The organism is Actinomycetota bacterium (assembly GCA_030774015.1).
Classification (GTDB): domain Bacteria; phylum Actinomycetota; class UBA4738; order UBA4738; family JACQTL01; genus JALYLZ01.
Genome location: JALYLZ010000063.1, coordinates 21,394 through 38,233, shown reverse-complemented (window position 1 = coordinate 38,233; position 16,840 = coordinate 21,394). Strand labels below are relative to the sequence as shown.

Below are 16,840 nucleotides of genomic sequence, written 5' to 3'. Positions count from 1 at the left end.
CTCACCTACCCCTCGTCGATTGCGCCGGTCCCGGCCAGCCGGGGCAGGACCCCGGCGAGCAGCCGTCCGATCACCGATCCCATCTGAGTCCCCACCCGGATGACCTCCTGGTGCGACACCTCGCCGCCCACCGCGTTGGTCACCGAGAACAGCCCGAGCACGCGCATCCCGAGGGCTCGCGCGGGAACCGCCTCCGGAACCACGGACATCCCCACCACGCTGCCGCCCGCCCGGCGCATGAACTCGATCTCGGCCGGCGTCTCGTAGCTGGGGCCGGAGACGGCCAAGTATACGCCCCGGCCCACGGGGGCCCCGATGGACTGGGCCTCCTCCACGGCCACGGCGGCCAGCCACGGGTCGTACACCGCCGAGAGGTCCACGAACGGCGGCGAGCCGTCCGGCCGGCGCCACCCCCGCAGCGGGTTCTCCCCCATCAGGTTGATGTGGTCCGAGCCCACCACCACGGTCCCCGGCGCGAACGACGCGTCGAGCGCCCCCACCGACGCCGTGAGGACCATCGTGTCCGCGCCCAGGAGCCGGGACACCTGGACGGGCAGCGCCGAACGCGCCATCGGGTTGCCCTCGTAATAGTGCATCCGCCCCAGGAACACCGCCACGGGCGTTCCCGCCAGCCGTCCCAGCACCAGACGCCCGGCGTGCCCGGGGACGGTCGTCGCCGCGAACCCCGGCAGGGCCGGGTACGGGAACGCGGCCTCCTCCTCCACGCCCTGCACAGCGGCCCCCAGTCCCGATCCCAGGATCACCCCGGCCACGGGCCGAAGGGACGTCCGTTCCCGGATCACCGCCAGGGCTTTCGCGGCTAGGTCCTCGCCCGGCGGCGACGGCAGATCCGCGCCCTCTCCGGCTCTCACGGCGACGCCTGCCGCTCCAGGGCCGCCTTGATCCGTGCGATGGCCTCGATCGGCGTGGGGTCCACCCCCCGTAGGTACGCCAGGTACACGCTCGTCGCGTCGCCCAGCATGGCCAGCCACATCAGCCGGGCCAGCGGGGAGGCCCCCTCGGCCCGCACTTCCGCGTGTTCCATTCCCGAAGCCGACACGACCTCCACGGAGACGCCGAAGCGCCCCGCCACGTCCGGATGCTCCCCCTCGTGGCGGAGCGTCACCAGCAGGAACCGGTCGCCGGTGCCCTCCGACCACCCGACGACCTCGTTGTGATCCAGCTCCGGCAGGGCGGAGGCGAACGCCGGCACCTTCGCGTTCTCGGCCAGCTGGTTTCGCCACCGCGAGGCGGCCACCGCCCCGATCCCGTCGGCGCCCCAGATCACCGGGAAGCGGCCGGCCAGCTTCGCCGCCAGCGCCTTGGCCCGGTTCGACTCCTGCGGGCGGTCCGGCCCGATGGAGGAGGCCAGCGGCCGCAGAGCCTCCACCGTCGCCTCGACCTCGGGCTCCTCCGGCGGGGTCACGCCGACCCGCTCCAGCGCGCCCAGGGTCCCGAACACCAGCACCCCGATGGCGGCTCTCGGCATGAGGAACCCCCCGGGCAGGGGGACCACGGGAACACCCTCCTCGCCGGCCCGGCGGGCCAGCTCGCCGCCGGAGGTGACGGCGATGGTGCGGCATCCCCGGCGGGCGGCCACCTCGAAGCAGGCCAGCACCTCGGCGGTGTTCCCGGAATACGAGGAGCACACCACCAGCGTGTCCTTGCCGCAGAACTCGGGCAGCTCGGGGCTCTTCACCACCGCCACGGGGATGCCGAGGCGGTCTCGGTACAGCGCCTGGACCACGTCGCCGGCCACTCCCGAGCCCCCCATGCCGCAGACGGCCAGCGCCGAGAGCGACTCCCCGGTGGGCACTTCCTCGACGGCGCGGCCGACTTCGTACCCGCGCTCGCAGTCGTCGGGCAAGCCCAGCACGGCGCCGAGCATCCCGGACGGATCGGCCGCCGCCAGGGCCCCCGTGTCGTCGAGGTCGATCATGCGTTTGGACAAGGACAGGGGAACCGTCCCTCAGCCCGCGGGCTTCTCGGCCTCCTCGATCAACATGACCGGGATGCCGTCGCGGACCGGATACTTGTAGTGGCACTTCAGGCACTCGATGAACTGCTCGGCCTCGTGGTACTCGACCTCGCCGCGGCAGTTCGGGCAGGCCAGGATGTTCAGGAGCTCCTCGTCGATCATGTCGTTCCTCCTTGGCCCTCGCCCCGGATGAGCTCCAGGACCTCCGCCGTCTTCTCCTCCAGGAGTTCCTGCGTCCGGGCCTCCACGTTCAGCCTGAGCAGCGGCTCGGTGTTCGAGGACCGCACGTTGAACCACCAGTCGTCGTACTCCACCGTCAACCCGTCCAGCCGGTCCTGCCGGCCGTCCGAGTAGCGCCGCGCCAGCAGGTCGACCGTGCCTTGCTGGTCGGTGACCTCGGAGTTGATCTCCCCGGAGTCGTGGTAGCGGCGGAACGGCTCCAGCAGCTCGGACAGAGGCCGGCCGGCCCGGGACATCTCCTGGAGCACGATCACGCCGGCGATGAGCCCGGAGTCGGCCCGGTAGTTGTCGCGGAAGTAGTAGTGGCCCGAATGCTCGCCGCCGAACACCGCGCCGGTCTCGGCCATCACCTGCTTGATGAACGAGTGCCCCACCCGGGTTCGAACCGGCACGCCGCCGTTTTCCTTGATGACCTCCGGGACCACCCATGAGCAGATGAGGTTGTGGACCACCGTCGCCCCCGGGTTCGCTTCCAGCAACGCTTTGGCCACCAATGCCGTGACCAGCGAGCCGCTCACGCCCTCGGCTCGCTCGTCCACCAGGAACATGCGGTCGGCGTCGCCGTCGAAGGCCATTCCCACGTCCGCCTGGTGCTCCTGGACGGCCACCTTGAGATCACGCTGGTTCTCGGGGTTGATGGGGTCCGCCGGGTGGTTCGGGAACGTCCCGTCCAGCTCCAGGTACAGGCCCACCAGCTTCACGGGGAGCCGCTCCATGACCGCCGGGACCACCAGGCCGCCCATCCCGTTCGCCGTGTCGGCCACCACGGTGAGGGGGGCCATCGCGGCGACGTCCACGAACCCGAGGACGTGCTCCACGTAGCGCTCCAGCATGTCGCGGCGCTGCACCCGGCCCCAGGAGGCGGAAGGCGGATACGAGTCCCGCTCGGCCAGGGCCCGAATCTCCCGCAGCCCGCTCTCCTCGCCGACCGGGGCGGCACCGGCCAGGCAGAACTTCAGCCCGTTGTACTGCGGGGGGTTGTGGCTGGCCGTGATCACGGTCCCCGGCACGTCCAGGTCGCCGGAGGCGAAGTAGAGCAGGTCGGTCGACACCAGCCCGAGGTCGATCACGTCCGCGCCCCGAGAGGTGACCCCTTCCGTGAACGCTGCCGCCAGCGAAGGGGACGACGGCCGGGCGTCGCGGCCCAGCGCGATCCTGGACGCGCCGGACCACTCCGCGAAGGCGGCCCCCGCCCGCCGGGCCACGTCGTCGTCCAGCTGGTCGGGGACCACGCCCCGCGCGTCGTAGGCCTTGAAGATGGAGCCGAGGTCGCGTTCGGACACGGTGGCCCGCATCCTACCGGGGATGCAGAACGGCGACCGCTCGCCCATTGCGGGGCGTCCGGTCGCCGTCGGAGGCTGTGGAGCTGTTCGGTGCTGCGGGTCTAGCGGCTTCCCACCAGGGCGATGACCGAGGTCAGCGGAAGCTGCTCGCCGTCGCGGAACCACCACTTGGCTTCACACCGGTGGCACGTCGCGAAGGCCAGGTCCGATCCACTCACGGTCATCGAGATGGTGATGATGTCGCCGTCCCGGCAGGACGGGCAGCTGGCGTGGTGTCTTGGAGTAGGGGCCATGACAGTGTGATTCTCGTCACGGGACCACCTTCGGCTCCATAGCACCCACCGATCATTTCCCCGTTCGGGCGTTTGGCCCACATGGTCGGCCCGCCGGCCGACACAGACCGTGGGGCGAAGAGGGGACACCAGGCACGCCGTGGTCGGACCACTGGCCGGCCTGGCGGGTTGCGACCGGCTCCTTCGGGCTACGTGCCGGGGGTGCCGGGGTTGCCCGTGTCGCCCCACGGCGGGGCGCCCACGATGAACGCGGGGATGCCGATCGGAACCAGCGGGTACAGCGCCTCGGAGTCCGAGATGTGCATCCGGATGCAGCCGTGCGACGCGTACGAGCCGATGGAGCTGTCCTCCGGCGTCCCGTGGATCCGGATCCCGGGAGCGTTCAGGTACAGGGCGCGCGTCCCGAGGGGGTTCCCCGGGCCCGGCGGGATCGTCGGCGGCTCGCTCGCCGCCCAGCATCCCGGCTGGCCGAGACACGGGTTGTACCAGGTGGGGTTCTCCACCTTGTTGACGACCTCCCACTGGCCGGGCGGGGTCTCGAACCCGAACCTCGCCGTGGCCACCGGGTAGGTCCGGATGACCTTGAAGTTGTCGAACAGCTGGAGCGAGTTCGTGGTCCGGTTGACCACGATGGCCTTGCCCACCGTGTCGTCGGTGACCTTGGGCTGGACCGCCAGCAGCGGGAGCGTCACCGGCGAGTCGGTGTGCTGCCCCACGACCGCCTGCTTCAGCAGGTTCCAGCTCCGCCACGGGGCGAGCGACCGGCCGTCGTGGGAGTGGACCATCTTCATGACCCCGTCCACCAGGGTGTAGGCGGCGTTGCGAGGCGCCCTGGCCATGTCCTGGCCCACCGTGGCCAGGAACGTCTTGATGGCGGCGCCCTTGAAGTCGAACGTGAGCGGGATGGAGCGGTTCACCGGCTTGTGGGACAGGCGGTGGTACACCCGCGACACCCAGGAATAGGAACTCGACAGCGACAGCGCCCGGTCCACGGCGGCCGTGACGTCGACGGACAGGCCGAGAGCGGAAAGCGGCAGCTGCCAGGACCGCTTGCCGGCCTCGATGGTGAGCTTTCGGGTCAGGGCCTGGTCGGTCCCTCGCTCCAGGGCCCCGATGGCCTGCTCCCGGGTCATGTTGCCCACGGCGACGCCGCCGACGCTCACCCCGGGGAGGATCCTGGTGGCGCGACCCTGGTCGTACTGGAAGGCGGCGTAGGCCGAGCCCGCGCCCCCCGCGGCCAGCAGGCCCAGGATGACGACCAGGATGATCGGGCCGCGACCGCGCAGCCTTCGCTTGCGATGCCTTCCCGAGCTCACGTCCGAAACCTCCGACCGGTACAGGGGCCTTTCGCTGCGATTGTAATCGACACTTCGGCTTACCCCTTCACATATCGGCGCAAAACGGCCCGGCGACCCGCCCCGGTCGTCCCCTCATACGAGATGACTCCCCGCCGGAGATGGCTCAGGCGCCCGGACTGGGGATGAACCGGGCCGGAACCGGGACCCCGACGGCGACGGCGTACCCGGTCCCGCTCGCGGAGTAGGACACCTCCACGGGGATGAAGGTTCCGCTGGCGGCCACGGCCACCACGGACCCCTGCGGCCGGTCCGGATTGAACTCGGTGGGGACGGTCACCATCACCCCCGCCGGGACCTCGACCGTGATGGGAGGCCCGACCTGGCCTCCGCCCCCCAGGAGCCAGCACTGCACCCGGACGGTGTCGGTCCCCGGGTTGACCAGGTACACCGCCACCTTGTCGGCTTCGGTAGCGGCTGTGGTGGAAATGACCCAGGCGGGTGCCGGGCTCGACACGCCGCCGGTGGACCCCTGGTCCCCCCGCGTGCCGAGCGTCCGGCGAGCCGCCGCGACCTGGCCGTCGGTGCCGGAGACCACGATGGTGGCGGGGTCCCCCGCCGTGATGTCGTACGTGCGGTCCACGCCGGGCCCGAGCTGCTCCCGCCCGAGGCCCTGGGCGGGCTGGGGGCCCCGCGGGTCGAGGACGTTCACCTCGTAGTGCACGCCCCGGCCGGACGGATCCACCACGGCCAGCTCGTTGTGTCCGCTGTCGCCCCCGCCGGGGAGATAGACCCGATCGGTGGCGGCCGGCACTCCCACGGCGCTGCGGATGCCACCGGCGTCGGCGATGCCGAGTGAGCTCGCCGCCACCCGCCCGATCGAGACGTCCACGTCGGCGACCACGGTCCGCTCCCCCAGCGCCTTGCTGTTCAGGTGGAACGCGACGCTCCGACGGGCTCCCAGCACGAAGTCCGACCAGTCCTTGGTCCGGACGGTCCGGCGCTCCGTGACCAGGGTCAGGCTGAACACGGCCTCGGACGCGAACGGGTTCATGACCACGACCCACGCGTCCTGTCCCTGGACCGTGGTCCCGTCCGGCAGCAGCCACGTCCGGCCCGCTTCGGCCAGACAGGGCTCGGCCGCGGTGCCGGACTCGTCGCCCCCGGCCACCGCCACCCACCCCGCGGCCACCCACCCGCCGAAGTACTCGACCAGCGACGATGCCTCCCGCCCGGTGGCGGGGACCTCGACCTGAGCCCGGGCCCGGGGGGCGATCGTGAGCGTCTGCGGGTCCGACGGCGCCTTGGAGCCGAAGCTCTGCACCCGGATCTGGACCGGCGTCGAGCCCGGGTTCGTAACGAACAGCCACACCTTCCAACCGGACGCCCCGCCTCCGTGCGGGCACAGCCACGCGCCGGACGGCGCCGCGCCCGCCGCCACCGCCGTGGCCGGCCGGACTCCGACCTCTCGCTGGAGGTAGAGCCCGCCGCCCCCCACCAGCCCCGCGATCAGGACGATGGCGAGGAACCCGCCACGAGCCCTCATGCCCGCCTCACCGCGGTCCCCGGGAAGGCTTCCGGGTGATCCACAGCCCCAGCACCCACAGGACCCCGAGCCCGACCATCTCCGCGGTCCGCTTCCACTGGTCGGCGAAGGTGATTCGAAACGAGTTGACGCCGCCGGTATGGAAGGCCGTGGCCCATCCGAAGGAGCTGGTCACCGGGACCCTGCACAGACCCGCACAGTCGATGCTCGCCCCGACCCCGAGCAGCTGCCACCCAGGTGAGAACTGATCCGCAAGCAGCACGAGGGGTCGCTGCGACCCCCGCGTGGCCCCGGGAACGATTCCCTCGAAACCCCCCGGGATCTCTCGAAGGGAGCCGCCATCGAATGGCGGGAGCGTCTCGATTTCCAGCAGGTCCGAACCCCGACTGGCTTGCGCGTACTCGGGCTGGAGCGTGGTCGCCGCCGGCGGGATGGCTCGCTCGTTCCTGTAGATGACCAAGCCGCCCGCGGGGAGGAGGTCCAGGTCGACCTGGGCGTTCAGCCGGCGCTTGGCGCGAGGGGGCAGCCCCGCCTCGTCCGCCACCACGAACCGGACCCCGAGCGGTCCGAGCAGCGCGCCACCGTGCTCCGTGGACCCGGACAGCATCTCCGCCAGGACCCGGTCCACGTAGGCGTAGGCATCCCCTTGCTCCGGACGCCCCATGTCGAGCGCGGTGACCCCGTTCCGTCCGGTGATGGCGTAGCTGACGGTGGTTCCGCCCGCGCTGACGGTCCCCTGCGGATCGCCGCCCGGAGCGGGGAACGGGTCGCCGCTCCGCCGGCCCACCCACAGAACCCGGAAGTCGGAGCCCGGCTGGGCCCCCGCGACCAACGGCCACGCCGGCGGCAGCTGGGACCGTCCCACGTCCCAGCCCCCGCGCACCGCCTCCGCGGCTTGGAGGCCGAGCCCCGCCGCCAGCAGGGCGGCCAGGACCACCACGGCCAGCTGGCGGTAACCGAAGGCCCGGCGCTCCATCCCCATGGCCGCGGCCACCCCCAGCGCCACCAGGGTGCAATACGACAGAGCGGCCGCCACCAGATACGCGCCGGGATTGGACACCGCGTGCGGGAGGTACCCGGCCGCCGCGAGCCACGCCAGGTACACGGCGGCGACCCCGATCACGAGGTACCGCACGGCGGCACGCCGACCCGTCCGGTCCACCATGGTGAACCCCAGGAGGGCCGCCGCGGGCAGGAACCACGCCACCGCCCAGGAGCCCGGACCGCCGTCCGGGGCCAGCCGGGCCAGCGACGCGAACTCCGGCCGCCCCACCAGCGAGGACAGCCCCACGCCCTGCCCCTGGGCCAGGGTGATGGCGAACGGGAATACCAGGGCGCCGCCGACCAGGACGGTGGCGACGGTCAGTCCAAGCCCGCGAACCCTTCGGCCCCCGGGCACCGGGAACACCAGGAACGCCAGTGCGACGAGCGCGAAGGCCAGCGGGGTCCCGGGCGAGAACGCCACCCCCACCGCCAGGATCATCCCGGTCTCCACCACGAAGCGCGTGGTGCGGGACGGGGCGCCGGGCCCGAACGCGGCGCGAAGACGCGCGGCCAGCGGCGGCAGCACCGCCATCAGCACCAGCGTCCCGATGCGTCCCTGCGAGAACGCCCACATCAGCACGGAGGAGAGCCCGTAGCACGACGCCCCCACCACGGCCGGGAGCCGCTGCCCGGTCTGCCGCACCGTGGCCCGGTAGAAGGTGAGCCCCGCCAGCGGGGGCAGCAGGATCAGCAGGGCCTTGGCGGCGAGCTCGGTGCTGGCGAACAGGACGGCCGAAATACCTCCCAGCATGGCCAGGGCCGGGCTGGCCGCCTGGGCCCCGCCCAGCCCCGTCGTCCGGAACCCCGAGTCGAGCTCCCGGAAGAAGTCCGACGGGTGTGCGGGAAACATCGGGATGACCCCGCCCTCCAGGCTCCCGGGCCCCACCAGCTGCCGGTACGCCAGGGCGGCCACGGCCGCGAACAGCACCCACGCCGTCGCCGCGGGATGGGCTCGGACGACGGAGACCGTGCGCGTCCCCAGCGACGGCAGCTCGAGCTCCTCCTGCTCGTCGAGGGGCCGATCCCCGGCCCCAACTTCCTGAGCGCCACGGAAGCGTCCTCCGGCCGACTCCGCCCAGTGCCGGAGCCGCACCGTCACCGGCGCCATGTACCGACGAATGGCGCGGTCGGGAACGCTTCGGACCGATTGCGCGCGGATCCTCCGCCGGACGGTGCTGGGCAGGTGGACCAGGTTCCATACCCACGCCGCCAGCAGCTGGTACACGTCCCCGAACCGCCGGGAGACCGCCCAGGCCACCGACTTCACCACCGACTGGATCACGTACAGCGGCAGGATCCACAGCAGCGAGAACAACCCGTAGTTCTTGAGCATCGAGGCGAGCGTGGTCCGTTCCTCGTGGTACAGGGGCCGGTCGGCGTCTCGCCCGTACCGGGTCCCGTCGTCGACGCTGTCGTGATGCCGGGCCCGCGCCGCGGGGGCCATCAGGACGCGGAACCCCGCCAGCCGGGCCCGCCAGCAGAAGTCCAGGTCCTCGTGCGCCGGCGACAACCGCTCGTCCGGCACGCCGGCCCGGTGCCAGGCCGCCCGGGAGACCAGCATGGCGCAGGAGGACACGAACATGACCTCCCGGACCCGGTCGTACTGGCCGTGGTCGATCTCGCCCTCCTCGAGCGGCGAGTACGGGTCGGCGAACCGGTCGGTGGACCGGCCCACGTCGCGCAGGATGCGGGGGTCCTCCAGGTCGACCACCTTGGGCCCCACCACGCCGACCCCCTCCACCCGCTCCGCGGCCTCCACCAGCCGGGCCAGGGCGTCGGGTTCCAGGACCGTGTCGTCGTGCAGGATCAGGACGTAGTCGGCCCGCCCCGCGGCGTCCACGCGCAGGGCGGCCTGCACCGCGGCGGGCAGCCCGAGCGTTTCCGGCATGGAGAGGACGCGGTCCGGCCCCAGGGCCCGCTCCAGCAGCTCCCGAGAACCGTCGGCGGAGCCGATGTCCACCGCCACGACGCCGAGGCGGGGGAAGGTCTGGCGGGACAGCGCCCGGAGGCAGTCGCGCAGCCACGGCATGCCGTTGCGGGCCACGAGGATGGCGAGGACCGCTGGATCCCGGTGGCGGGTGGTGCCAGTGGAACGTTCGGAAGTGGTGCTCGAGAGCTGGGTCATGAACAGGGGCGCCTCTTCAGGCGGCCGCGAGCGTAGCACGCTTCGCCCCCGTTGCCGGGGAACCGGCCCCAGACGCCAGGAAGGGGGGCCGCTCGGTCCCCCCTTCCGCATCGGCGTGGATACCGTCGCGGCTACCGCTTCTTCGCCGTCGACTTCTTTGCGGCCGACTTCCTGGCCGTCGACTTCTTTGCCTTCGTGGCCGCACCCTTCTTGGCAGCGGTTGTCCTCTTCGCTGCCGCCTTCGCCTTCGTGGCCACACCCTTCTTGGCAGCGGTTGACCTCTTCGCTCCCGCCTTCGCCTTCGTAGCCGCACCCTTCTTGGCAGCGGTTGACCTCTTCGCTGCCGACTTCTTGGCCGTCGACTTCTTCGCTACTGGCATGATTCACCTCCTCCTGTGAAGCTCATGACGCCATGCGCTTCAGGCGTCGCCGCTCTCGTTCGCTCATGCCGCCCCACACCCCGTAGCGCTCGTCCCGGCGCAGGGCGTAGTTCAGGCACTCGATACGAACGGGGCAATCCGCGCAGATCCGCTTCGCCTCGCGCGAGGAGCCCCCCTTCTCGGGGAAGAACACTTCTGGATCCTGCTCGCGGCAGCGGGCCCGATCCTGCCACGGGATGAAGTGATGCACGGCCATCCCCTCCCGGAATCACACTCGTGTAATTCTGACGGAAGGGGCTCCCAAAACGCAAGTGCAAGTTTTCGACTCGTTCGGCCGTCATTCCAAGACAGGATCCTCGCGCGCGTTGCAAGGTCGTTGCAAGGGGTTCACGGAACTTTTTCCATGGTCAATCTGCTTGAATAATTTGGTATGGCAGATTGACTAATTGCCAAGGGACGAGGCGAAAGAGACGATCGTGGGGTGTCTCGGGCCGGTCAGCGGACGGCGACGCCGTCCGGCGGAACGACGGGACGATCCCGGTGCACTCGCCCGTACGTCGTGGTCCGCTCGGCCGGCGTGCGACCGATGCCGCGGATGGCCCCCTCGATCTCCCAGGGCTCCATGCGGATCCCCCACTCCGCTCCGGCCATCCGCGAGATGGTCTCCTCCATCAGCGTGCCACCGAAGTCGTTCGCGCCGCCCCGCAGGATGAGCTGGCACGCCTGCACGCCCATCTTCACCCACGACACCTGGACGTTCGGGATGCGGCCGTGCAGCAGGATGCGGGCCACGGCGTGCACGCGCCGGTTGTCGTCGTGGGTCGGACCGGGGCGGGCCTTGCCGGCCAGGTAGATCGGCGAGTTCTGGTGGATGAACGGCAGCGGTACGAACTCGGTGAAGCCGCCGGTCTCGTCCTGGATCCGGGCCAGCCGGCGGATGTGGGCCACCCAGTGCGGGGGCGCGTCGACATGGCCGTACATCATGGTGGAGGAGGACCGCAACCCGACGGTGTGGGCCGTCTTCACGATCTCCTCCCACGTGTCGGCGGGGAGCTTCCCCTTGGTCAGGACCCACCGCACGTCCTCGTCCAGGATCTCCGCGGCCGTGCCGGGGATGGACCCGAGACCGCGCCGGCGGCATTCCTCCAGGAACTCCCGGAACGAGATGCCGAGCCGCGTGGACCCGTTCAGGACCTCCATCGGGCTGAAGGCGTGCACGTGGATGTCGGGCACGCGGGCCTTCACCGCGTCGAGGAGCTGGAAGTAGAACTCGCCGGGGAGGCTCGGGTGCAGGCCCCCCTGCATGCACACCTCGGTCGCGCCGTAGGCCCAGGCCTCCTCGGCCCGGTCGGCGACCTCCTCCAGCCGGAGCGTGTAGGACTCGGCATCGACCTCCCGCTGGGCGAACGCGCAGAACCGGCACCCCGTGTAGCAGACGTTCGTGAAGTTGACGTTGCGGTTCACGACGTAGGTGACCTCGTCGCCGACGGCGTCCCGCCGGAGGTCGTCGGCCACGGCGCACAGCGCGTCGAGGGCCTCGCCCTCGGCCTGGAACAGGGCCACGGCCTCCTCGTCCGTGATGTCGTCGGGCCGGCCGGCCGTGGCCTTCTTCAGGGCCCGCCGGATCTCGCCCTTCAGGTGGGCCGGGTCGACGGTCCGCTGACCCCAGGCCCGCGTCGCTTCCACCTCGAACGCGTCGAAGTCCCCGTACACGGCCATGGCGTCGTCGCGCAGGCCCGCGTCGCCGGCCTTGGCGAACGACAGCGCGATGGTCCGGGGCTTCCACTGGACATCGGGGTCCTGCCAGGCGATGGCCTCCGGCCGGTGCCCCTCGCGGCCGAAGCCGTCCTCCGCGGCCAGCGCCGCCACCGGCCGCTGCATCTTCCCGGCGATCCAGGGATCCGGCTTCAGGGCGTACTCCGGATAGATGGTGAGCCGCTCCCGGAGCTCGTATCCACGCTCGGCGGTGCGCTCCGCCAGGGCGTCGAGCCTGGGCCAGGGCTTCTCCGGGTTCACGTGGTCGGGGGTGAGCGGGGACACGCCGCCCCAGTCGTTGATGCCGGCGTCGAGGAGCCTCGGGTAGCCCTCGTCCGAGAGGTTCGGGGGGGCCTGGACGTTCATCTTCGGTCCGAACACCACGCGGGCGGCGGCCACGGCGGCCAGGTATTCCTGGTGATCGGGGGCGGGGTGCGCCTGCATGGCCGTCCTGGGCTTCGGCACGAAGTTCTGGACGATGACCTCCTGGACGTGGCGGTACTTGCGGTGGAGGTCGCGAATGGCCGTGAGCGACTCGGCGCGCTCGCGAGGCGTCTCGCCGATGCCCACCAAGATCCCGGTGGTGAACGGGATCGACAGGCGGCCGGCGTCCTCGATGGTGCGCAGGCGGACCGCCGGGACCTTGTCGGGGGAGCCGAAGTGCGGCCCTCCCTTCGCGGACAGCCGCTCCGACGACGTCTCCAGCATCAGCCCCATGGACGCCGAGACGTGCTTCAGCCGGGCCATGTCCTCCCACGACATGACGCCCGGGTTGAGGTGCGGCAGCAGCCCGGTCTCCTCGATGACCCGGATCGCCACCGCGCGGACGTAGTCGAGGGTGGAGCGATACCCGCGCTCCGCGAGCCATTGCTTCGCCACCGGGTAGCGCTCCTCCGGCCGGTCTCCCAGGGTGAACAGGGCTTCCTTGCAACCCAGCTTGCGGCCGGCCTCGGCGATGGCCACCACGTCCTCGGGCGTGAGGAACGGCGTGTCGAGCTTGGCGGGCGGCTTCGCGAACGTGCAGTAGTGGCAGTGGTCCCGGCACAGCATGGTGAGGGGGATGAAGACCTTCCGGGAGTAGGTGACGGTGCGGCCGTGGCCGAGGTCCCGGAGCCGCCCGGCGACGCCCAGGAGCCGTTCGAGGTCGTCGCCACGGGCCCCGAGCAGCGCCTCGACCTCGGCCGTCGTGAGCGCCTTCCCCGCCTCGGCCCGTGCCAGGGCCCGTCGAAGCGCGTGTCCGGTGGCGGTCGCCATCGAGAGCGAGCCTAGCACTGGTCCGTATTGCCACCTTCCTCGGCGACGGGGAGACTTCGCCCATGCCGCCCGAGACGAGATACGCGAGGAATGGCGACGCGCACGTCGCGTATCAGGTGGTCGGGGAAGGGCCGATCGACCTGGTGGTCATCGATCAGTGGTTCAGCAACGTCGAAGCGCAGTGGGAGTTCCCCCCGCTCGCCAGGCTCCTCGAGCGCCTGGCGGCCTTCGCACGGGTCATCGTGTTCGACAAGCGGGGCACGGGCATCTCGGATCCGATCGCCCTCGACGGGCATCTGCTCGAGGAGTGGATGGACGACCTCCGGGCAGTGCTGGACGACGTCGGGTCGGAGCGAACCGCGCTCCTGTGCGGGATCGGTGCGGCGTACATGATGCTGCTGTTCGCCGCGACGTACCCGGACCGAACGACGGCGATCGTAGGCGTGGATCCGTGCGCGCGGATCTCGTGGGCTCCCGACTACCCGTTGGGCTGGCCACTGGAGGGACTGCTCCGGGACCTCGAGAAGCTCCGATCCTCCTGGGGGCCCGGAGGGGGCACGATGACCTTCCTCGCACCGAAGCTGCTGAAGGATCCGGCCCTGTCTGCGAGCTTCGGGCGATACGAGCGCCAGTCGGCCAGCCCGGGGGCAGCCGTGGCGATGCTGAGGATGATGTACGAGTCCGACGTGCGGCACGTGCTGCCGGCGATCCAGGTTCCCACCCTGGTCCTCCAGAAGTCGGAGGCGGCCAGGATCCCCCCGGCGCACGGCCGGTACGTCGCCGAGCACATCGCCGGCGCGGCGTACGTGGAGATCCCCGGGTCCGAGAACTACATGTGGGCCGGAGACACGGACCTGCTCCTTGCCGAGATCCAGGAGTTCCTGACCGGGGTGCGGCCGGTGCCCGAGCCCGACCGGGTCCTCGCCACCGTCCTGTTCACCGACATCGTCGGGTCCACGGCGCGGGCCGCGGACCTCGGGGACCGGCGGTGGCGAGACCTCCTAGAACGGCACCACGTCCTGGTGCGGCGGGAGCTCGAGAAGTTCCGCGGACGCGAGATCGACACCGCGGGAGACAGTTTCCTGGCGACCTTCGACGGCCCGGCCCGCGCGGTCCGCTGTGCGATCGCGATCGGGCGGTCGGTGCGGGGACTCGGGCTGGAGATTCGCGCGGGCCTCCACACCGGTGAGATCGAGCTGATCGGTGACGACGTGGGCGGCATCGCCGTCCACATCGGCGCACGGGTGGCGGCGCTCGGCGGACCCGGCGAGGTCCTGGTCTCGAGCACGGTCAAGGACCTCGTGGTCGGCTCCGGCATCGTCTTCGAGAACCGAGGAGCCCACACCCTGAAGGGCGTCCCCGGCACGTGGCAGCTGTTCACCGTCGGACCCCAGAGCGTCTCGTGAACGTGGTCGCGCTGGCGGGAGGGGTGGGGGCCGGGAAGTTCCTTCGGGGACTGGTGCGCGCGGTCCGGCCGGAAAACGTCACCGTGGTGGTCAACACCGGGGACGACATCGAGGTGCATGGCCTGCACGTCGCTCCCGACGTGGACTCGGTCATGTACTGGCTGGCGGGCGCGATGGACCGGGAGCGGGGGTGGGGGCGCGCCGGGGAGACCTTCCGGGCGACCGAGGAGCTCAGGCGGCTGGGCGCGGAGGGGGCGTGGTTCGGCCTCGGCGACCTCGACCTCGCCACGCATCTGTTGCGGACCTCGTGGGTGAGGGCCGGGCTCGGGCTCGCGGAGGTGACCCGGGAGCTGTGTGCGCGCTTCGGGGTCCGGGCCCGGGTCCTGCCCATGACCGAGGATCCCGCGCCCACCACCGTCGAGATCGCGGACCAGGGCGGAGAGGCGATCCAGGTCCACTTCCAGGAGTACTGGGTGGAGCGGGGCGGGCGGGACGAGGTGAAGGCGGTGCGCTACGGTGGGACGGCGGCGCGGCCGGGGCCGGGGGTGCTGGAGGCGATCGCCGAGGCCGACACGATCGTGCTGCCGCCCTCGAACCCCATCGCGTCCATCGCGCCGATCCTGGCGGTCCCCGGGATCCGGAAAGCCGTCGCCGCAAGGAAGGACCGGGTGGTGGGGGTCTCGGGGATCGTGGGCGGAGCGCCGCTCGCCGGGATGGCGGACAAGCTGCTGCCGGTGGCCGGTGTCGAGGTGTCGGCGGCCGGCGTGGCCGGCTACTACCGCGACCTCCTGGCGGCCTGGGTCATCGACCGGGCCGACGAAGGACTCGCCGCCCGGGTGGAGGCGCTCGGGATGGGGGTCGGGGTGACCGACACGATCATGGCCAACGACCTGAGGGCGGAGGCCCTGGCCCGCTACGCCCTCTCGCTGCTGTGAACGGGGGGCGAGGGGTCGAGGTCATCCCGATCCGCGGGCTTCCCGAGATCCGTGCCGGCGACGACCTTCCGGCCACGCTGGCGGTGTCGCTCCGGGGCACGGTGCGGCCCCGCGACGTGGTGGCGGTGACCCAGAAGATCGTGTCCAAGTCCGAGGGCCGGGTCGTTCCCGAACGCGACGGCCGGGCGGCGTGGGTCGAGCGTGAGACCCGCCGGGTGGTGGCCCGTCGGGGCGACCTGGTCATCGCGGAGACCCGCCACGGGTTCGTGTGCGCGAACGCCGGGGTCGATGCCTCGAACGTGGCGGAGGGCTTCCTGACCCTGCTCCCCGAGGACCCGGACGGCTCGGCCGCGCGGATTCGGGTCGCGCTGTCCGCCGTCGCCGGCGGGCCGGTGGCCGTCGTGGTGACCGACACGTTCGGGCGAGCGTGGCGCCGGGGTGTGGTGAACGTGGCCATCGGCTGTGCGGGAATGGAGCCGCTGGTGGACCTCCGGGGAACGCTCGACCACACCGGACGGGTCCTGGAGGCCACCGTGGTCGCCGTCGCCGACGAGGCCGCCGCCGCGAGCGGCCTGGTCATGGGGAAGGCCGCTCGGGTTCCCGTGGCCATCGTCCGGGGGCTCCAGCCCGCCGGTCCCGGCGAACCGGCCGGCGCGCTGGCACTGGTGCGCCCCCCCGAGGAGGACCTGTTCCGCGAATCGCCCCTCCAGTCCATCCACGCCCGCCGGTCCATCCGGTCGTTCGGAGCGGGACCGGTCCCGCGGGAGGCGCTGGAGGAAGCGGTCCGGGCCGCGTGCACGGCGCCGGCTCCGCACCACACCCGGCCGTGGCTGTTCGCGGTCCTGGAATCTGAGGCCTCCCGGCGCCGGCTGCTGGCGGCCATGGCCGAGGCCTGGACCGCGGACTTACGGGGCGACGGGACGCCCGAGCACGTCATCGAGCGCCGCCTCCGGAAGTCCGACGCGCTGCTGGGCGAGGCTCCCGTGCTGATCGTCCCGGCCGTTCGGCTCCGCGGGTCTCATACCTACCGGGACGCGGACCGGGCGTCCGCCGAGCGGGAGATGTTCCTGCTGTCCGGCGGGGCCGCCATCCAGAACCTCCTGCTGGCCCTGCACGACCAGGGCCTGGCCTCCTGCTGGGTGTCCTCCACGCTGTTCTGCAAGGAGGAGACCCGCAAGGCGCTGGGCCTGGACGACGGGTGGATCCCGCTGGGTTCGGTGGCCGTCGGGCCGCCCCCGCCGGCCGAGCCACCCCCCCGGCCCCCGCCCCCGATCGACGAGCACGTGCGCTGGTCGTAAGGGCCGGC

14 protein-coding genes are annotated in these 16,840 nt (G+C 71.7%); 3 read left to right on the top strand and 11 right to left on the bottom strand.

What is annotated here, in order from left to right; translation table 11 throughout:
- Window positions 1-5: 5 nt before the first annotated feature.
- From M3Q23_06235 to M3Q23_06185, 11 genes are all read right to left on the bottom strand, one after another.
- Window positions 6-872, bottom strand: coding sequence for a purine-nucleoside phosphorylase (locus M3Q23_06235; GenBank protein ID MDP9341693.1), 867 nt, complete (start codon window positions 870-872; stop codon window positions 6-8).
- On the bottom strand, window positions 869-1,951 hold the full coding sequence (locus M3Q23_06230; protein ID MDP9341692.1) for a bifunctional phosphoglucose/phosphomannose isomerase: 1,083 nt from the start codon (window positions 1,949-1,951) through the stop codon (window positions 869-871). Before M3Q23_06230 ends, M3Q23_06235 begins: the two co-directional genes overlap by 4 nt.
- Before the next feature lie 18 nt (window positions 1,952-1,969).
- Window positions 1,970-2,140 carry a Trm112 family protein gene (locus M3Q23_06225; protein ID MDP9341691.1) on the bottom strand — a complete coding sequence of 57 codons (171 nt, stop codon included), beginning with the start codon at window positions 2,138-2,140 and terminating at the stop codon, window positions 1,970-1,972.
- Window positions 2,137-3,501, bottom strand: coding sequence for a phosphomannomutase/phosphoglucomutase (gene manB, locus M3Q23_06220; GenBank protein ID MDP9341690.1), 1,365 nt, complete (start codon window positions 3,499-3,501; stop codon window positions 2,137-2,139). The genes M3Q23_06225 and manB overlap by 4 nt, the downstream gene beginning before the upstream one ends.
- 101 nt (window positions 3,502-3,602) lie before the next feature.
- On the bottom strand, window positions 3,603-3,794 hold the full coding sequence (locus M3Q23_06215) for a hypothetical protein (protein MDP9341689.1): 192 nt from the start codon (window positions 3,792-3,794) through the stop codon (window positions 3,603-3,605).
- Between the two features lie 188 nt (window positions 3,795-3,982).
- Complete coding sequence (locus tag M3Q23_06210) at window positions 3,983-5,110, bottom strand: L,D-transpeptidase/peptidoglycan binding protein (protein ID MDP9341688.1); 1,128 nt, start codon at window positions 5,108-5,110, stop codon at window positions 3,983-3,985.
- A gap of 145 nt (window positions 5,111-5,255) precedes the next feature.
- Entirely contained in the window at window positions 5,256-6,635 is a 1,380-nt protein-coding gene (locus M3Q23_06205; protein MDP9341687.1) for a DUF5719 family protein, read from the bottom strand.
- Window positions 6,636-6,642: 7 nt separating this feature from the next.
- Window positions 6,643-9,804: a glycosyltransferase family 2 protein gene (locus M3Q23_06200; protein MDP9341686.1), complete on the bottom strand. Its 3,162-nt coding sequence runs from the start codon at window positions 9,802-9,804 to the stop codon at window positions 6,643-6,645.
- 131 nt (window positions 9,805-9,935) lie between these two features.
- A complete protein-coding gene (locus tag M3Q23_06195; protein MDP9341685.1) occupies window positions 9,936-10,184 on the bottom strand; it encodes a hypothetical protein in 249 nt (82 codons plus the stop codon).
- Window positions 10,185-10,206: 22 nt separating this feature from the next.
- Window positions 10,207-10,422 carry a WhiB family transcriptional regulator gene (locus tag M3Q23_06190; protein MDP9341684.1) on the bottom strand — a complete coding sequence of 72 codons (216 nt, stop codon included), beginning with the start codon at window positions 10,420-10,422 and terminating at the stop codon, window positions 10,207-10,209.
- A 257-nt stretch (window positions 10,423-10,679) separates the two neighbouring features.
- Window positions 10,680-13,193 (bottom strand): bifunctional FO biosynthesis protein CofGH, encoded by a 2,514-nt coding sequence (locus tag M3Q23_06185; protein MDP9341683.1) that lies wholly within the window; start codon window positions 13,191-13,193, stop codon window positions 10,680-10,682.
- Window positions 13,194-13,255: 62 nt separating this feature from the next.
- Between M3Q23_06185 and M3Q23_06180 the strand changes: the two genes are divergently transcribed.
- Genes M3Q23_06180 through M3Q23_06170 form a run of 3 tightly spaced genes read left to right on the top strand, consistent with a single transcriptional unit; the run spans window position 13,256 to window position 16,832 of the window.
- Window positions 13,256-14,599, top strand: coding sequence for an adenylate/guanylate cyclase domain-containing protein (locus M3Q23_06180; GenBank protein ID MDP9341682.1), 1,344 nt, complete (start codon window positions 13,256-13,258; stop codon window positions 14,597-14,599).
- Entirely contained in the window at window positions 14,596-15,534 is a 939-nt protein-coding gene (gene cofD / locus M3Q23_06175; GenBank protein MDP9341681.1) for a 2-phospho-L-lactate transferase, read from the top strand. Before M3Q23_06180 ends, cofD begins: the two co-directional genes overlap by 4 nt.
- Complete coding sequence (locus M3Q23_06170) at window positions 15,531-16,832, top strand: coenzyme F420-0:L-glutamate ligase (protein ID MDP9341680.1); 1,302 nt, start codon at window positions 15,531-15,533, stop codon at window positions 16,830-16,832. Before cofD ends, M3Q23_06170 begins: the two co-directional genes overlap by 4 nt.
- Window positions 16,833-16,840 lie beyond the last annotated feature (8 nt).

Bases quoted from the DNA above. Each gene is read 5' to 3' on its own strand.
- M3Q23_06225 (MDP9341691.1), bottom strand. From the start codon at position 2,140: ATGATCGACGAGGAGCTCCTGAACATCCTGGCCTGCCCGAACTGCCGC.
- M3Q23_06215 (MDP9341689.1), bottom strand. From the start codon at position 3,794: ATGGCCCCTACTCCAAGACACCACGCCAGCTGCCCGTCCTGCCGGGAC.
- M3Q23_06205 (MDP9341687.1), bottom strand. From the start codon at position 6,635: ATGAGGGCTCGTGGCGGGTTCCTCGCCATCGTCCTGATCGCGGGGCTG.
- M3Q23_06200 (MDP9341686.1), bottom strand. From the start codon at position 9,804: ATGACCCAGCTCTCGAGCACCACTTCCGAACGTTCCACTGGCACCACC.
- M3Q23_06195 (MDP9341685.1), bottom strand. From the start codon at position 10,184: ATGCCAGTAGCGAAGAAGTCGACGGCCAAGAAGTCGGCAGCGAAGAGG.
- M3Q23_06185 (MDP9341683.1), bottom strand. From the start codon at position 13,193: ATGGCGACCGCCACCGGACACGCGCTTCGACGGGCCCTGGCACGGGCC.
- M3Q23_06180 (MDP9341682.1), top strand. From the start codon at position 13,256: ATGCCGCCCGAGACGAGATACGCGAGGAATGGCGACGCGCACGTCGCG.